Here is a 16,071-nt window from a genome sequence, read left to right as displayed (position 1 = left end):
GGGGCGTTTAATCCCCTCCCGTGTCGCCTCGCCCGCCTCACGCGTCGGAGCAAAAGCCGCTTTCCTCCCATCGCTGGCGCTCGCGATTGTAGGTGAACTCGATCCAGTCGCATTCGTTCACGAGGCTGCGCGTCTCGGTGACCGCGAAGGAGGCGGACGCCCCCTTGCCGAAGCGGAAGCTGCCTGCCGCACCGACCTTGCTGATGCGCACGCTTTGCCCCTCGGCATAACCGAAGCTGCTCCCGCCGGACGGCAGGCGCGACAGGGTCATGTCGGCGATGATCGCGTCGGCAAGCGTGACCGCCATCAGCGGCGCGGTGACCTTTATCTCGCCAGGGCCGGAGAACGCGGGCACGGCGTACCAGCCGCGCGCCCAGTAGCTGGTGCTGGGCGAGCCGGGGCCGAAGGTGACGAGCGGCATGGAGACGGGCGCGACCCCGCCGTTCGGCACGCGGCCGCTCGCATATTCGCCCTGTGCGTGGATGGAGCAGGAGGCGTCGACGAACCCGCTCCAGTTGACGCCGAGCCATTCGCGCCCTGCCTCGCGCGCGGCGCTGGTGCGGCGGTGCGTGATGCGCAAAGAGACATTGGCGGGCGGGCGCCTGAACACGCCGGCAGGCGCGCCCGGCACCTGCTCTTCCAGCGTGTCCAGCCCATAGAGGCCGAGCGCGTGGAGGTTGGTCTTGCGGTCGAGCAGCGCGTCGATCTCGAGGTCCACGTCCCTGATCGCCTGGCCTTCGCTGCCCGGCAGGCCGACCGGCGTGTCCACCGTGCGGATCGATCCCGAAACCCAGCTGAGCACCCGCAGCCAGCCGACGTCGCGAAACTCGCAATTGTCGAGCAGGGTGAGCGGGGGCGGCAGGGTCTCGTCGCGCGAGGGCCAGACCCAGTGGTAAAGGAATGCGGCGGTCGAACCGCTGCCGATCGTCGTGTGGTCACAGTCGTGCCACACGCAATTGCGGTAGATCGCGCGGCTCTTGCCGGTCTCCTCCTGCGCCTGGAAAGCATCGCCGAAAGTACAAGTCGGTGGCGAGGATTTCGGCATTGCAGCCGGGATTGAAGGCGCTGCCATTGGTGGTGGCGAAGCGGGAGCGGGACAGTTCCACCCGCTCCACCGCATCGATCGCACCGCCGAGGTAGAAGATCTCGCCCTCCCAGCCGATCATGTCGGTGTCGCGGCAGACGATCTCGCCAACATGGCAATCCTGCACCCATAGCGCCTTGTCGGTGATGTCCCACCCGTCGCCTGTCACAGGATCGGCGGGCCAGGCATGATTGCCCGTGTGCTGCCGGTTGCCGCGAAAGACCAGCCGGTCGAGTTCGAGCCGGGCGATGCTGCGCTGCCCCTTGCCGGGATCGACGGTATCGCCGCTCACGAAAATCCCCCCGCCGCGCCATACGGCGAGCGTCGGGTCGGACGCAGAGGTGGGGACGAGCTGCCAGTCGGTTTCCGCCGCTGCGCCGTCGAGCGTGCGGAAATCGAGCACAGTCCGCCCTGCCGCCATGCCCTTGAGAACGAGCGACTTGCGGATCACCAAGGGGTGCCCGTCGCTGGCAAGGCTCTGGCCTGCAGGAGAGGTGCGCAGCGGGCAGTCGATCCGGTAGCGAGGCGCAGGAAAGCGCACCTCCTGCGCCCCGATTTCCTCGGCATAGTCGATCGCCGCCTGGATCGCCGGCTGGTCGTTTGCCGTGCCGTCTCCGGCCGCGCCGCCCTGTTCGGGCGTGATGGCGCCGCTTTCGGGCAGGAGGCGGAAGATGCGCCCGTTGGCGGTGCTGACGACGAAACGCGGATGTGCGGCGAGCAGGTCGAGCGTGCATTTCGCATCGCAGACATAGGTGCCTGCGCCGACGCCGAATGCGCCGTGCCCGCTGGTAACCAGCAGCCAGGTATCCTGGCCGGGCGACCTTCGGGCAAGCTCCGCGAAGAGACATGGCCGCGCCTGCGCCGCCTCGACGCCGAGAGCGAGCGAGGAAAGGGCCAGCAGGCTCATTGCGACAGCCTGTATTCCAGCGTTCCCGAGGAAAGCGTGCAATCGAGCCAGAGCGAGGCGCCCTGTTCGCTTTCGATCCAAACCGGTTCGCAGGCCGGACCGGCAAATTCTGCCCAGCGCAGGCCCCCGGCCGTCAAGGGATGGAGCGTTTCGCCCCCGTCGAGCGAGCGCATGACCCTGACCGTGCCGGTGAATTCCCCTGCCAGGGTGCAATAGACCGGGTCGAGGCTGGAAGGGTGAAAGGGACCGGCAAGGCCCGTGGCGGTTATCGCCCCTTCCAGCGGATCGCTGGTGCTGCCGGCCACGGTCGTGACCGGAAGCGGGCTTGCCCGGCTGACCGTTGCGAGATGGCCTGTGCCGTCGTCGATCCCGACAGCGCCAAGGGGTGCAAAACCGCCGGGGGCCTGGAGGGGAAGGGAATCGCTCATAAATCTGGTACCTCGTCTTGTTTAAACGAGCCAAATCGGTTAATCAGACAATTGGGTGTAGGAAAACGGTTTTTTCGAAAGGGCCCGTGCGAGGAGCCCCACGCTCCGTAAGGCGCTTCAGCCCAGCAGGTCGTCCATCGCGGCTTCGAACCCGTCGACCACTTGGCCTTTCGACCAGCGCTCCACGCCGGCGCGCCGCGCACTGGCGCCCATGACCTTGCAAGAAGCCGGATCGCCGGCCAGCCGTTCGATCGCCCATGCGAGGGCGGCGGGATCGCCCGGCGGAACGATGACGCCGGACCCTTCGATCTCGTCCGCGATTCCCGTCCCCTTGGGCACGGTCGCCAATATGGGCCGTCCCGAGGCGAGCATGTTGCCGAGCTTGGAAGGAAGCACGAGGTCCGCCGCCTCGACCAGCTGGGGCAGCAGGTGCACATCCGCCATATGCAGCAGGTCGCCGACGTCCCCGCTCGGCTGCAGGGCCTTGAAGTGCAGCGTATCGATCCCTTCGCCCAGCTTTTCGAGCCGGCCGCGCGTGGGACCGTCGCCGCAGACAAGCACGGCGATATCCTTGCGGTGGGCGAGCAGGCGCGCCGCCTCCACCACCGTGTCCAGCCCCTGCTTGTTGGCGATATTGCCCGAATAGAGTGCGACGAATTTGCCCTCCATTCCCCATTCAGCCCGGTAATCCCGCTCGCCCGCAGGGGCAGAATGGTTCGCCCAGTTGCGCAGCTCGACGATCTTTTCAGGGGCCACGCCCTTGGCCGCGAGCAAGCGCCTCATCGGTCCGCTGATCGTGGACACGATGTCGGCGGCGGCAAGCGCGCGTTCCTCGAACCGCAGAGCGGCATCGGCCACGCGGCCCTTGCCGAGCAGGCCGGTTGCCTGTGCCGCGCCGACCTCGAAATCCTGGACGTGGAGCCAGTAGGGCACGCCCGCACGGCGCGCCATGCGCGCCGCCACCGGCGCTGCGACCAGCGAAGGCGCGACCGTCATCACGAGATCGGGGCGCAGGTCGCGCCGCGCCAGCCGGGCGGCGGGATAAGCGCTGCTGGCAAAGCTGAGGTGATGCGCCAGCCGCCGCGATCCGGTCGGATTGGCCGGGATGTAATGCGGGCAGCGCGTAATGGTAACGCCGTTCTCGGTCGTGTTCTTCCACCGTCCGCGGAAGAATTCGTGCATCTTCCATTCGGGGTAATAGGGCTGGCCGACCACCGCGTGGATCGTGTGCCCGCGCTCCGCCAGCGCCTCCATCAGCCCTGCGCTATAAGGCCCGATGCCGATCGGCTCGGGCGCATAGTTCAGGCCGATGAAAAGGATTCGGCGACTTCGCGCGTTCCCGCTCACGCCGGGCGCAGGCCACTCACGCCAGAGGCACCGCCGTCGGCCGCGGAAAGGCCGGCAAAGAGCGTGTCGACGATGGCGGCGAGCTTGTCCTCGGTCAGCCGCTCGTCGACCGTCTGCAGCAGGTCGGGCATGGTATAGGCCACCGTCATCTGGTTGATGAGGGTCAGCGCACGGTCGATCTCCAGGCCGGCGAAGTACCCGTCGGCCTGCGCTTCGGCGATCAGTTCGCACAAATAATGGTCGGCAAGATCGACGAAGCTGCGCACGCGTTCGAACCGCCGCGCACCCAGTTCGCACAACACGGCGAAGGCGGACGGATCGCGCCGGAATTCCGCACGGTTGCGGCGGAAACGGCGGACGTAGAATTCGTAGAACTTGCGGTTGGGCGGCAGGTCGCTTGCCAGCACTTCTTCCATGATCGCGACATGGGGTTCGAACCACAGTTCGACCACGGCATCGAACAGGTCCGATTCCTCGGGGAAGATCGCCTCGATGCGCGCCCGCGATACGCCGACCTCTGCGGCAAGGATTTCCGGCGTGACCTCGCCCCCGCGGCGACCGGTAAGGTCCATGGCATAGGCGGCAAGGCGCGCCCGTTCCTGCCTGAGGTCGGGCGTGTTCATGCGCGGCGGGCCGGTTGGTCGGTCATCGGGATAGAGGATAGTGCCCGCTGGCCGCCGTTGCCAGAGCATTGGCGCGAAAAAGGCGGTTTTTCAGGCGGCGGAGCGCGGCGGCCACGGAATGAAGGCCGATGTGCGGCGTTTGTATTCCTCGTATCCCGGGCGCGAATGCTTCATGCCCTTTTCCAGCAGCGCCGCGCCTGACCACTTCACCAGCGTGAAGGTCAGGAACAGCGGTCCGGCGACAGTCAGCGCTGCCACTTCCCAGGCGATGCTCGCCGCGACCAGCCAGATGCCCCACCAGGCACAGGCATCGCCGAAATAGTTCGGGTGGCGCGTATAGCGCCACAGTCCGCGGTCCATCACCTGGCCCTTGTTGGCCGGATCGGCCTTGAACTTCGCCAGTTGCCAGTCCCCAACCCATTCGAAGAAGATGCCGGTCAGATAGAGGGCGATGCCGGCCCAGGCGAAGCCGGTGATCGGGGCGGGTTCGGCGCTGCTGAGGATACCCAGCTGGGCAGGGGAGGAGACGAGGAACAGCAGCACGGCCTGCCCGAGCCAGATCTTCGTCAGCGCGGCGATGGCGAAACGGCCTTTCTCGCGGTCCTTGCGCAGCATGCGTTCATAGCGCTTGTCCTCGCCTTCCGCGCGCCAGCGGCGCAGCAAATAGATGCCGAGCCTGAGGCCCCAGGCTGCCGTCATCGCCAACAGCAGGTTGGCAAGGGCGCCCGGCTGGGCAAGCTGCATCCAGCTGGCAAAGGCCATCAGGGCCATGCCCGCACCCCAGAAGGAATCGATGAAGGACACATCGTCGATCTGGACGGAAATCACCCACAGGATGAGCACTACGCCGACGAGGATCGCGGCATTGGCAAGCAGGGCGTCGATCATGCGGTTTTCGCCTCCTCGATCAGGCCCAGCGCCTGGGCCTCCAGAACCTTGTAACGTTCGTAATCCGGCAGTTTCGAGCGCATGAAGCGCGCGATTTCAAGCAGCGTCTCGCCGTAATCGGCGGTGGGAACGATGGCCGGTCCGAAGCCGAGTATGCGGCGTTTGTTGCACACCCAGGCCGGAACGATCGGGACGTTCGCAGCGCGGGCGATGTTGTAGAAACCGGATTTCCATTCGCCGTTGGAACTGCGCGTACCCTCTGCCGCGATGACCAGCGCGAGGTGGTCGCGTTGCTCAAACTCGGCGGCGACCTGCTCGACCACATTGCTGCGCTTGGTGCGGTCGATGGGGATGCCGCCCATGTCGAACATGAAGTTCCTCATCATGCCCTGGAACAGCGTGTGCTTGCCCATGAAATTGGGCTGCACGCCTTCTTCCGCGGTCGCCCCGATGAAGAAGACGAAATCCCAGTTCGAGGTATGCGGCGCCCCGGCGATGACGAATTTCGGCAGGTCGGGCAGGTGCCCGTCCAGCTTCCAGCCCTTCCAGCGGTAGAGCACCATGATGATGCGCCGCACGATGCGGCTCAGAAGCGAAGGCTTCCGGAAATTGGCTTGCGACATTCTCTCTCCTGCCTGCGAGCCCTAGCAGTTACGTAGCGGAATGCGAGAGGGATGCGAGGATTCCCGCCGGCTACATCCGGAACACGCCGAACTGCGGCTTTTCCGGAATCGGTGCCTCCAGCGTGGCGGCAAAGGCGAGGCCCAGCACGTCGCGGGTCTGGACCGGATCGATCACTCCGTCGTCCCACAGGCGGGCGGTGGCGTAATAGGGATTGCCCTCGTCCTCGTACTTCTGGCGGATCGGGGCCTTGAATTCCTCGGCCTGTTCCGGAGTCCAGCTGTCGGCGTCGCGGTGGACGGTCGCCAGCACGCTTGCTGCCTGCTCGCCGCCCATCACGGAAATGCGTGCATTGGGCCAGGTGAACAGGAAGCGCGGCTGGTAGGCGCGCCCGCACATGCCGTAATTGCCGGCGCCGAAGCTGCCGCCGATGACGACGGTCACCTTGGGCACGGTCGCGGTGGCGACGGCGGTGACCAGCTTGGCCCCGTGCTTGGCGATGCCTTCCGCCTCGTACTTGCCGCCGACCATGAAGCCGGAAATGTTCTGGAGGAACAGCAGCGGGATACGCCGTTGGCAGGCAAGCTCGATGAAATGCGCGCCCTTCTGCGCGCTTTCGGAAAACAGCACGCCATTGTTGGCGAGGATCGCCACCGGCATCCCCCAGATATGGGCGAAGCCGCAGACCAGCGTGCTGCCGTAATGTGCCTTGAATTCGTGGAACTCGGACCCGTCGACGAGGCGGGCGATAATTTCCTTCACATCGTATGGCGCGCGCACGTCTTCGGGCACGATCGCGTACAGATCTTCCGCGTCGAACCTGGGCGGGCGCGGTTCAATTAATTGTACCCCCGTTGCGGCGGCGTAATTGTCGCCGAGGTGGCTGACGATGTCGCGCACGATGGTGAGCGCGTGCTCGTCGTTTTCGGCTAGGTGGTCGACCACGCCCGATTTGCGCGCGTGGAGGTCGCCGCCGCCAAGGTCCTCGGCGCTGATTTCCTCGCCGGTGGCGGCCTTGACCAGCGGCGGTCCGGCAAGGAAGATCGTGCCCTGTTCGCGCACGATCACCGTCTCGTCCGACATGGCCGGAACATAGGCACCGCCCGCCGTGCAGCTGCCCATGACGCAGGCGATCTGCGGGATACCCATCGCGCTCATGTTCGCCTGGTTGAAGAAGATGCGCCCGAAGTGGTCGCGGTCGGGGAAGACCTCGGCCTGATGCGGCAAATTCGCGCCGCCGCTGTCGACGAGGTAGATGCAGGGCAGGCGGTTTTCCTGCGCGATTTCCTGGGCGCGCAAGTGCTTCTTGACCGTCATCGGATAGTAGGTGCCGCCTTTGACGGTGGCATCGTTGCACACGATCATCACCTGCCGGCCAGACACGCGCCCGATCCCGGCGATCAGCCCGGCGCCGCTGATCTCGTCGCCGTAAAGCCCGTTGGCCGCCAGCTGGCCGATCTCGAGGAAAGGTGCGCCCGGATCGAGCAGGCGTTCCACCCTTTCGCGGGGCAGCAGCTTGCCGCGGCTGACATGCCGTTCGCGGTGCTTCTCCGGCCCGCCGAGCGCGGCTTCGGCGACATGCTTGCGCAGTTCCCCGGCCAGCGCCTTGTTGTGATCGAACCGCGCCTTGGCGTCGGGCGCCTCGCGGTCCAGCTTCGTGGTGAGAGCGGGTGCTGTCATGCCTGTGGCCTTACCGTTTCTTCACGAATTCGGCACGCAGGACGAGGCCCTTGATGCCGGGATATTTGCAGTCGATCTCCTGCGGATCGCCGGTGAGGCGGATCGCTTTGATCAGCGTGCCCTGCTTCAGCGTCTGGCCCGCGCCCTTGACCTCGAGGTCCTTGATGAGCGTCACCTGGTCGCCATCGGCCAGCAAGTTGCCGACCGCATCGCGCACCTCGACCGTCTCGGCCGCCGCCTGCTTTGCCGCCAGTTCGGATGCCGGCATCCATTCGCCGCTATCCTCGTCGTAGACGTAGTCCTCGTCCCCGCTCATCCGGCGGCGCCGATCAGTTCGCGGCCGATCAGCATGCGGCGGATTTCATTGGTGCCGGCACCGATGTCGAGCAGCTTGGCATCGCGCATGTAGCGCTCCACCGGCCAGTCGAGCGTGTAGCCCGCGCCGCCCAGCGCCTGGACACTCTCGGCCGCCACGCGGAAGGCGTTTTCCGAAGCCAGCAGGATCGTGCCTGCCGCATCGAAGCGGGTGGTCTGTCCGGCATCGCAGGCTTTGGCGACAGCATAGGTGTAGGCGCGCGCGGACTGCAGCGCGACATACATGTCGGCGACCTTGGCCTGCATGAGCTGGAAGGAACCGATGGGCTTGCCGAACTGCTGGCGTTCGCGAAGATAGGGAATGACCGTGTCGAGGCAGGCCTGCATCACGCCGAGCTGCAAACCTGCGAGCACGACGCGTTCGTAGTCGAGGCCGCTCATCAGCACGCCGACGCCGCCGTTTTCGGGGCCCATGACGTTTTCTTCCGGAACGAAGCAATCGTCGAACACCAGCTCTGCCGTGGGCGAGCCGCGCATGCCGACCTTCTCGATCTTCTGACCGATCGAGAACCCTTCGAAATCCTTCTCGATCAGGAAGGTCGTGATGCCGCGGCTGGCCGCTTCGGGCGAGGTCTTGGCATAGACTACCAGCACGTCCGCATAGGGGGCGTTGGTGATCCAGAACTTGGTCCCGTTGAGGACATAGCCGCCATCGACCTTGTCGGCACGGGCCTTCATCGACACGACGTCCGAACCGGCGCCCGCCTCGCTCATGGCAAGGCTGCCGACGTGTTCGCCGCTAATCAGCTTGGGCAGGTATTTCGCCTTCTGGTCGTCATTCGCCCAGCGCGCGATCTGGTTGACGCAGAGGTTGGAATGCGCACCGTAGGACAGGCCGACCGAGGCACTGGCGCGGCTGACTTCCTCGACCGCGATCACGTGTTCGAGGTAGCCGAGGCCAAGACCGCCGTCCGCTTCGGGAACGGTGATGCCGTGGAGGCCCAGTTCGCCCATGGCGGGCCAAAGTTCCGCCTTGGGAAACCAGTCCTCGCGGTCGACCTTGGCGGCGAGCGGGGCGATCTGTTCGTCGGCGAAGCGCGAAACGCTTTCGCGGATCATGTCCGCATTGTCGCCGAGCTGGAAATCGAAATCGGGGGTGGCGCGCATGGTGTCTCCTGCTTGCCCTCTGTTGGGGCATTCTCTTGCCGCGCGCGATAGCGAAGGAATGGCGGTCGGGCAAACCGCTTGGTGGGGCAAGCTGCGCCCGAGTTACCGAACTGGACTCTGCCCCGGATGGCTTTATTTAGAACGTCACGGATACAATGGCTTATCGACCCCGCCTTCCCTGGCCCAGCGGCGCCAGCCCGAACTCTGCCGTGTGCGGGGAAGAGGACCGGCTTGCCATCATGGCGTCCTATGGCCTCGATGCGCTTGAAGGCGCACCGGAATTGTCGCGCATCGTCCAGTTCGCCGCCTCGCTATGCGAAGCGCCGATCGCGCTCGTTTCGCTGGTAGAGGAGGAGCGCCAGCGGTTCCTCGCAAAGCAGGGGCTGGAGGTGGGGGAAACTCCGCGGCCGACCAGTTTCTGCGCCCATGCAATGCTCGGCGATGCGACGATGATCGTGCCCGACGCGATGCTGGATCCGCGCTTCAGCAGTAACCCGCTGGTCACGGGTGCGCCGCACATCCGGTTCTATGCCGGTGCCCCGCTCATCTCGAGCGAGGGTGCGCCGCTCGGCTCGCTCTGCATCATCGACACGGTGCCGCGCGAAGGGCTGAGCGAGCTGCAGCGCGAAGGGCTGGAAGTGCTGGCGGCAAGTGTCATGCAGCGCCTGCTGATCCAGCGGCAGGACCGCGCTGCCATCGCGGCGCTGGAGGCGCGGCAGCGCGAATTGCAGCATATGCTCGATTCGGTACCGGGGATTGCCTGGTCGGTCGATCACGCGGGCAATTTCGACATGTTCAGCGCGCGCTGGAAAGAGGTCACGGGCCGCGAACCGCCGCGCACGGCGGACGACTGGGCGGACTTCATCCACCCCGATGACTATGCCCGCAGCCGCTCCAGCTGGGACAAGGCTTTCAGCGAGGAGCGGCTGTTCAACGACGAGTGGCGGCTGCGGCAGGCAGACGGCAGCTATCGCTGGGTGCTGAGCCGCGCCATGCCGGTGGATGGGGAGCCGGGCGGACGCCGCTGGTTCGGGACCGTCATCGACATCGACGAGGCGCACCGCACTTCCGAAATGCGCGACCTCCTGGCGAAAGAGCTGTCGCACCGGATCAAGAACATCTTCGCAGTGGTCTCCGGCCTCGTGACCCTCCACTCGCGCGGCAAGGAAACCGTGGCGGATTACGCCGAAGCCCTGTCGACGACCATTCGCGCGCTCGGCAAGGCGCACGACTACGTCCAGCCGGCATCGCCGAGCCGGAAAGAGCATCTGGTCGGGCTGCTCGATGCGCTGCTCGCACCTTACCAGGATGGCGGTGAAGGGCGGATCGAGATTTCCGGCGGCGACGTTGCCATCGGCCCGCGCGCGGCGACCCCGCTGGCGCTTATCATCCATGAACTGGCGACCAATGCCGCCAAGTACGGCGCCCTGTCGCGTGATGGCGGCAAGGTCATGGTCGGGGTCAATGCCGATTGCGATGGGGAAGGCACGGTGTGCCTCTCGTGGCGCGAACGGTCCGACGGTTTTTCGCAGGCCGAGCAGGCGAGCGAAGGGTTCGGATCGCGCCTCCTGCGCATGGCTGTCGAAGGCCAGCTGTCGGGCCAGTTCACCCGCGAATTCGAAGACGACGGCCTGAGAGTCGAGCTCAAGATCCCGTCGGCATCCATCGCCGGATAGGGGCAGGGGTCGCCAGCGGCGGGTACAGGGGTTATGCCGGAAACCATGAAATCACTCGTCAGCTCTGCCGTCCTCCTTTCCGCCGCCCTTGCTCTGTCCGCCTGCGCGGCCGAAGAGGATGGAGCTGCAGACGGTCCGGCCGATGTCGCGGCCTCTACCGAAGCGGCCGAAGAGGCGAGGGAGCTGAAGGAATTCGTCGGCACGGCCTGGCGCGTCTCTGCCGAGGACGGTGCCCGCTATGTCACCTATCTGGATGCTGAAGGGCGCTACCGCGACCTGCGTAACGGCGATCCCTGGCAGGAAGGCGGCTGGTCGCTGGAAGCGGCTCCGGGTGACGAGGAAGGACAGGTCCTCCTCTGTTTCCAGCCCGAAGGTGACAATGTCAGCGAGAGGTGCTGGGAAACCGGCAAGCTCGACGATGGGAAGTTGATCGTAACTTCGGGTGGTGGTCGCCGGGTCCAGCTCGAAAAGGTCGCCTACGAAGCGCCGCAGGACGCAGAAACCGCCGAAGCCGCACAGTGAGCGAATCCGGCGAGACGGCTCTTTCCTTCGAGGGTGTCCGTAAGCAATTCGGCAATGTGCGGGCGGTCGAATCCGTCACCCTCGCAATCCCCTCAGGCCAGTTCGTCGCGCTGGTCGGTGCCTCGGGTTCGGGCAAGTCGACATTGCTGAAGACCGTCAACCGGCTGGTCGACCCCGATGCCGGGCACGTAGTCCTGCAAGGGCGAGAAGTCGCCTCGGTGCCGCTTGCGCGCCTGCGCCGCAGCATCGGCTATGTCTTCCAGTCGGTTGGGCTCTTCCCTCACATGACGGTGGCGGAAAACATCGGGATCGGTCCTCGTATCGCGGGTGAACCGATCAATCGGCTGCAGATTTCAGCATTGCTCGAACTCGTCGACCTCGACCCCGGCCTGTCCACGCGCATGCCCGACGAACTCAGCGGCGGGCAGCGCCAGCGCGTCGGCGTCGCCCGGGCCCTGGCGAGCGAGCCGTCGATCCTGCTGATGGACGAACCTTTCGGGGCGCTCGATCCCGTCACGCGCGACGCGCTGGGCGAACGGGTGCTCGACCTCCACCGCCGCCTCGGGCTGACCACTGTCATGGTCACGCACGACATGACCGAAGCCCTGCTGCTGGCCGACCGCGTGCTGGTCATGGAGGCGGGCCGCATCGTGGCGGACGAGACCCCGTCTGCCCTCGTTGCGGGTAAAGGCGGTGAGGCGGCGCAGGCGCTTGTCGCGGTGCCGCGTCACCAGGCGCAGCGCTTGGCGGAGCTGTCGCAGTGAACGCCCTGCTCGACGCGATCACAGGGCTTGGCGACCAGCTTGCCGCCCATGTCATCCTGTCGGCCGCGGCCATCGCGCTGGGCATAGCCGTGGCGCTGCCGTTGGCGGTCTGGGCCAGCCGTGCCCCCGCCGTTTCGCGCGCGTCGCTGGCCTTTGCCAGCCTCGTCCAGACAATTCCGGCGCTCGCCCTGCTGGCGCTGTTCTTCCCTATCCTGCTGAGCCTTCGCGCGGTTTTCGGGGAAGGGCTACCGACATTGGGCTTCCTGCCCGCGCTGCTCGCGCTGGCGCTTTATGCCCTGCTGCCGATCCTGCGCAATGCGGTGACCGCGCAGGCCAATCTCGATCCCGGCGTGATCGAGGCGGCGGAAGGCGTGGGCATGAGTTTCTGGCAACGCCTGCGCCTGGTGGAGGCACCGCTGGCCGCGCCTTATGTCATGGCCGGGATCAGGACGGCAGCCGTCTGGACCATCGGTGCAGCCACGCTGGGAACCACCATCGGGCAGAAGAGCCTGGGCGACCCGATCTTTGCCGGCCTGCAGACGCAGAACTGGATCCTCGTCCTTGCCGGGTGCCTTGCCAGCGCCGGCCTCGCCCTCCTTGCGGACACGCTGCTGGGCACGATTGAGCGCGGTTTTCGCGAACGGCGGCGCGGTCTCTGGCTCGGCGGGATGCTGGCCGTGGCGCTGGGCGTTGCCGCGGCGCTGGTGGCGCAGTTCGGGAGCGAGAGAGACGAAGGGCGCATCGTGATCGGCGCCAAAGGTTTTTCCGAACAATACATCCTCGCCCGCCTGATCGGCCAGCGGCTCGAAGCGGAAGGCTTCGCCGTCGAATACCGCGACGGGCTGGGTTCGGCAGTGGCCCACAGCGCGGCCGCCAGCGGCGAGATCGACATCTATGTCGATTATACGGGCACCATCTGGACCAACCAAATGAAGCGCAAGGACAACCCGCCGCGCGAGCAGATGTATCGCGAGATAGCTCGCTGGGAAGAAGCGACGAGCGGGATGCGCGTGCTCGGGCGGCTCGGCTTCGAAAACGCGTATGGCTTCGCCGTAAACGCCGAGACCGCCCGGATGGCTGGGCTCGAGAGCATCGAGGATCTCGTCGACACGGCACCGCAACTGACCGTCGGGGGCGATCCGGAATTCTTCGAGCGTCCCGAATGGTTCGCCGTGCGCGATGCCTACGGCCTGCGCTTCAGGGAGGAGCGCAATTTCGCGCCGACCTTCATGTACAGCGCGCTCTCTTCGGGCGAGGCGCAGGTGATTGCGGCCTACACGTCAGACGGGCGCATAGCGGCGGACAATTTGGTGATACTCGACGATCCGCGCGGAGCCTTCCCGAATTACGATGCCGTCCTCATGCTGAGCCCGCAGGCGGCACGCGACACGGCAATGGTGGCTGCGCTTGAGCCGCTGATCGACGCGATCGACGTGCAGATGATGCGCGAGGCGAATTTCTCGGTCGACCGCGAACAGGACAAGCTCGGCTTCGACGAGGCCGCCCGGCGGCTGGCCGAAAAGGCCGGCCTCTAGCTCAGCGGGCGCGGGTCCAGACCTGCGTCTGGCAGAAAGGCCCGATGCAGCCTTTCACTTCCAGCCTGTTTGCGTCCTTGCGCCTGATTACCGAGCGATAGGTCTTGCCGCTCTTGGGATCGTAGATCTGGCCGCGCCACAGTTCGGCGTCTTCGCTGAAACCGGTGAGGACCGGCATGCCGAGCAGCTTGCGCTGGCGCAGCTTCGCATCGGCATTGTTCACGTCGCGTTGGTCGAGGCCCTGCGGCGGAGCGACGAGGAACTTGGTGATCCGTCCGCAGGTCGAACTGCCACACTCGCCAATGGTGATCACCGCGTCCTTTTCGGCGGTGATCCAGCGACCCTCGATCGGCTGGGCCGCGAGCAGCGGAGTTGCGCAAAGCAGCGCGGCGAGTGCCAGGGTCGTTTTCCTCATGCGATTCTCCATCCGCGCGAATGCGATTGCCGGTTACACCTTATTTTGTCGGAATGTGCATGAACCTCAGCCGAAGCCAGAGACTTGCGGCCAGCCGGGTGCGGAAAAGGCCATTACCTTGAACAATTCGCCCATCTCGTCCGCCGAAGTCAGGCGGTGGAAGGCCTGCGAGACGGCCTGCGCGTGATCGGGGCTGCGCCGGGCAAGCGCCTGTGCGCGAAGACCCATTCCCATGGCGAGCAACCACTCGCCCTGCGTGGCGCTCGCCACCTGCAGGCCTGCACCGCGTGCGATATCTGCCAAAATCGCGAAATCGACATGGGCAGTGAGGTCCATTTCACCCGGATGGTCGAACACGCCGACCTTCTCGTGCGCGCGTAGCGCCTGCAGAGTTTCCCCGTTGCGGGGCTCCAGATGGCCGTAGTCGATGAACAGCGCTGCGCCGCCCTGGTCGCGCAGCCGCTCGCCAAGCGCGCCAATCAGAGCGGCTGCTGCGGGACAGGTCTCGATGACGGTGCCCACCGGTGCATCGCGGCGGTCCTGCGGAACGGCCTCGTCCATGGGATTGGGGCCGGCAGCGAAAACGAAGCGGTCATCGTCCAGCGCGACCATCCGCTCGCGCCAGCCATCGGGCGTGTTGACCAGCTGCCGGATCGGAAGCGCGTCGATGAATTCATTGGCGACCACGACCAGCGGCCGGTCGTCCGGCAGCGTGTCGACCGTGTCGTGGAAGCGGGCGGCGACCAGCGCATCGGCCTGCTTCTCGCGCAGTGCCGAGGAGCCTTCCACGAGGTGGATTTCGGGCTGGAGGCCCTGGCTGACCATGGCGCGCAGCGCATCGCGCGCGAGCGTGCCGCGTCCCGGGCCCAGCTCCACCCAGGCGATCTCGGAGCGGTCTGCCCGCAGCCACAGGTCGGTGCACCACAGGCCCACCATCTCGCCGAACATCTGGCTGATTTCGGGCGCAGTGGTGAAATCGCCACCCGCGCCCAGGGGATCGCGGCTGGTGTAATAGCGCGCGTTGCTTTCGCCCATGTAGCGCGACACGGGCATCGGCCCGTGCCGCTCTATCAGCCGTCTGAAGCTTTGCGCGAGCGGCGTTTCGCCGCCGGCTGCGCTCATGCCGATTGCGGCGCGGCGGGCTTGGCCTTGCCGATCGGCTGGCGGGTGAAGGCGTAGATCATGACGATCACGCCGACCGCGATCATGGGCAGGCTGAGCCACTGGCCGCGCGACAGGCCGGTTTCCGCCACCACATAGGCAAGGTGCGCATCGGGTTCGCGGAAGAACTCGCTGACGAAGCGACCGATGCCCATGCCGATGGTGAACAGGCCGACCAGCAGGCCGGGGCGGTAGCGCGCCCGGGTCTTCCAGAACAGCGCGATGAGGAGGATGCCGAGCAGTAGTCCTTCAAGGCCCGCCTGGTAGAGCTGCGAGGGGTGGCGTGCGACGTCGCCGCCGCCCGGAAAAACCATGGCCCAGGCAATGTCGCCTTCCACCGGGCGGCCGTAAAGCTCGCCATTGATGAAATTGGCGATGCGGCCGAGCATGTAGGCGAGCGGCACGTTGACCGAGATATAGTCGCACACCCGCAGCCAGTTGAGACCGCCGCGAAGCGCCACCCAGCTGATTGCCACCAGCACGCCGATGACCCCGCCGTGGAAGCTCATCCCGCCGTCCCAAAGGCGCAGCAGGTCCCAGCTCACGAACTCGCCCGCGGTGAAGCCGGTGAACAGTCCGGGCTTGTAGAAGGCCGCGTAGCCGAGCCTTCCGCCCAGGATCACGCCGAGCGTGCAGTAGAAGAACAAATCGTCCGCATGGCGCTGTGCCATCGGGCTTCCGGGCGCCTTCACCATCTTCGACAGGTGCCAGTACCCCAGCAGGATGCCGAGCAGGTAGGCGAGCGAATAGTAGCGCAGCTGGAAACCGCCGATGTCGAACAGGTAGGGCCTGAGGCCCAGTTCCGCCCACTGGATCGGTTCGGCAGAAGCTGCAGTTGCAGCCAATAGTGACAGCAAGGTTTTATCCCCTTAGAGACGTGTCGAAAGCCGCGTGCGCGACCCGTTGCGGGGCGGCTTTTGGCATAGCAGGGGTTTTGG

At 66.0% G+C, this 16,071-nt stretch carries 17 protein-coding genes; 4 read left to right on the top strand and 13 right to left on the bottom strand.

All coding sequences use genetic code 11. The features are described 5' to 3' along the window. Positions 1-37 precede the first annotated feature (37 nt). The 10 genes from LC083_RS05510 to LC083_RS05465 all read right to left on the bottom strand — a co-directional run bounded on the left by LC083_RS05510 (position 38) and on the right by LC083_RS05465 (position 9,060). Complete coding sequence (locus tag LC083_RS05510; protein ID WP_226699528.1) at positions 38-952, bottom strand: hypothetical protein; 915 nt, start codon at positions 950-952, stop codon at positions 38-40. After that, positions 936-1,991, bottom strand: coding sequence for a glycoside hydrolase family 55 protein (locus LC083_RS05505; RefSeq protein ID WP_226699527.1), 1,056 nt, complete (start codon positions 1,989-1,991; stop codon positions 936-938). The genes LC083_RS05510 and LC083_RS05505 overlap by 17 nt, the downstream gene beginning before the upstream one ends. Next, complete coding sequence (locus tag LC083_RS05500; protein ID WP_226699526.1) at positions 1,988-2,419, bottom strand: hypothetical protein; 432 nt, start codon at positions 2,417-2,419, stop codon at positions 1,988-1,990. The genes LC083_RS05505 and LC083_RS05500 overlap by 4 nt, the downstream gene beginning before the upstream one ends. Before the next feature lie 117 nt (positions 2,420-2,536). Further along, the gene (locus LC083_RS05495; RefSeq protein ID WP_226699525.1) at positions 2,537-3,766 is read right to left on the bottom strand and encodes a WcaI family glycosyltransferase; all 1,230 of its coding nucleotides are present in this window, start codon (positions 3,764-3,766) and stop codon (positions 2,537-2,539) included. After that, on the bottom strand, positions 3,763-4,389 hold the full coding sequence (locus tag LC083_RS05490; protein ID WP_226699524.1) for a hypothetical protein: 627 nt from the start codon (positions 4,387-4,389) through the stop codon (positions 3,763-3,765). The genes LC083_RS05495 and LC083_RS05490 overlap by 4 nt, the downstream gene beginning before the upstream one ends. A 90-nt stretch (positions 4,390-4,479) precedes the next feature. Then, positions 4,480-5,277, bottom strand: a complete 798-nt coding sequence (locus tag LC083_RS05485; protein ID WP_226699523.1) for a DUF1295 domain-containing protein — start codon at positions 5,275-5,277, stop codon at positions 4,480-4,482. Beyond that, a complete protein-coding gene (locus LC083_RS05480) occupies positions 5,274-5,900 on the bottom strand; it encodes a 1-acyl-sn-glycerol-3-phosphate acyltransferase (RefSeq protein ID WP_226699522.1) in 627 nt (208 codons plus the stop codon). The genes LC083_RS05485 and LC083_RS05480 overlap by 4 nt, the downstream gene beginning before the upstream one ends. A gap of 70 nt (positions 5,901-5,970) precedes the next feature. Further along, a complete protein-coding gene (locus LC083_RS05475; protein ID WP_226699521.1) occupies positions 5,971-7,578 on the bottom strand; it encodes a carboxyl transferase domain-containing protein in 1,608 nt (535 codons plus the stop codon). A gap of 10 nt (positions 7,579-7,588) precedes the next feature. Beyond that, positions 7,589-7,894 carry an alkylphosphonate utilization protein gene (locus tag LC083_RS05470; RefSeq protein ID WP_224831379.1) on the bottom strand — a complete coding sequence of 102 codons (306 nt, stop codon included), beginning with the start codon at positions 7,892-7,894 and terminating at the stop codon, positions 7,589-7,591. Next, complete coding sequence (locus tag LC083_RS05465) at positions 7,891-9,060, bottom strand: isovaleryl-CoA dehydrogenase (RefSeq protein ID WP_226699520.1); 1,170 nt, start codon at positions 9,058-9,060, stop codon at positions 7,891-7,893. Before LC083_RS05465 ends, LC083_RS05470 begins: the two co-directional genes overlap by 4 nt. A 155-nt stretch (positions 9,061-9,215) precedes the next feature. Here LC083_RS05465 and LC083_RS05460 point away from each other — a divergent pair, with 155 nt between their 5' ends. The 4 genes from LC083_RS05460 to LC083_RS05445 are packed head-to-tail and all read left to right on the top strand — an operon-like array spanning position 9,216 to position 13,557. Continuing rightward, positions 9,216-10,736 (top strand): sensor histidine kinase, encoded by a 1,521-nt coding sequence (locus tag LC083_RS05460; RefSeq protein WP_226699519.1) that lies wholly within the window; start codon positions 9,216-9,218, stop codon positions 10,734-10,736. A 45-nt stretch (positions 10,737-10,781) separates the two neighbouring features. After that, positions 10,782-11,258, top strand: a complete 477-nt coding sequence (locus LC083_RS05455) for a hypothetical protein (protein ID WP_226699518.1) — start codon at positions 10,782-10,784, stop codon at positions 11,256-11,258. Further along, positions 11,255-12,022: an ATP-binding cassette domain-containing protein gene (locus LC083_RS05450; protein WP_226699517.1), complete on the top strand. Its 768-nt coding sequence runs from the start codon at positions 11,255-11,257 to the stop codon at positions 12,020-12,022. The genes LC083_RS05455 and LC083_RS05450 overlap by 4 nt, the downstream gene beginning before the upstream one ends. Beyond that, positions 12,019-13,557 carry an ABC transporter permease/substrate-binding protein gene (locus tag LC083_RS05445; RefSeq protein ID WP_226699516.1) on the top strand — a complete coding sequence of 513 codons (1,539 nt, stop codon included), beginning with the start codon at positions 12,019-12,021 and terminating at the stop codon, positions 13,555-13,557. Before LC083_RS05450 ends, LC083_RS05445 begins: the two co-directional genes overlap by 4 nt. Position 13,558: 1 nt before the next feature. On the opposite strand, the gene LC083_RS05440 is transcribed toward LC083_RS05445, so the two are convergent. The 3 genes from LC083_RS05440 to lgt all read right to left on the bottom strand — a co-directional run bounded on the left by LC083_RS05440 (position 13,559) and on the right by lgt (position 15,990). Continuing rightward, complete coding sequence (locus LC083_RS05440; protein ID WP_226699515.1) at positions 13,559-13,972, bottom strand: DUF2147 domain-containing protein; 414 nt, start codon at positions 13,970-13,972, stop codon at positions 13,559-13,561. Between the two features lie 66 nt (positions 13,973-14,038). Beyond that, the gene (locus LC083_RS05435) at positions 14,039-15,094 is read right to left on the bottom strand and encodes a class I SAM-dependent methyltransferase (protein ID WP_226699514.1); all 1,056 of its coding nucleotides are present in this window, start codon (positions 15,092-15,094) and stop codon (positions 14,039-14,041) included. Further along, on the bottom strand, positions 15,091-15,990 hold the full coding sequence (gene lgt, locus LC083_RS05430; RefSeq protein ID WP_226699513.1) for a prolipoprotein diacylglyceryl transferase: 900 nt from the start codon (positions 15,988-15,990) through the stop codon (positions 15,091-15,093). The genes LC083_RS05435 and lgt overlap by 4 nt, the downstream gene beginning before the upstream one ends. Positions 15,991-16,071 lie beyond the last annotated feature (81 nt).

It is taken from the genome of Qipengyuania gaetbuli (assembly GCF_020524765.1).
GTDB lineage: Bacteria > Pseudomonadota > Alphaproteobacteria > Sphingomonadales > Sphingomonadaceae > Qipengyuania > Qipengyuania gaetbuli_A.
Note: the sequence above shows the minus strand (reverse complement) of the source record. Positions and strands in the feature narration are given on the sequence as shown.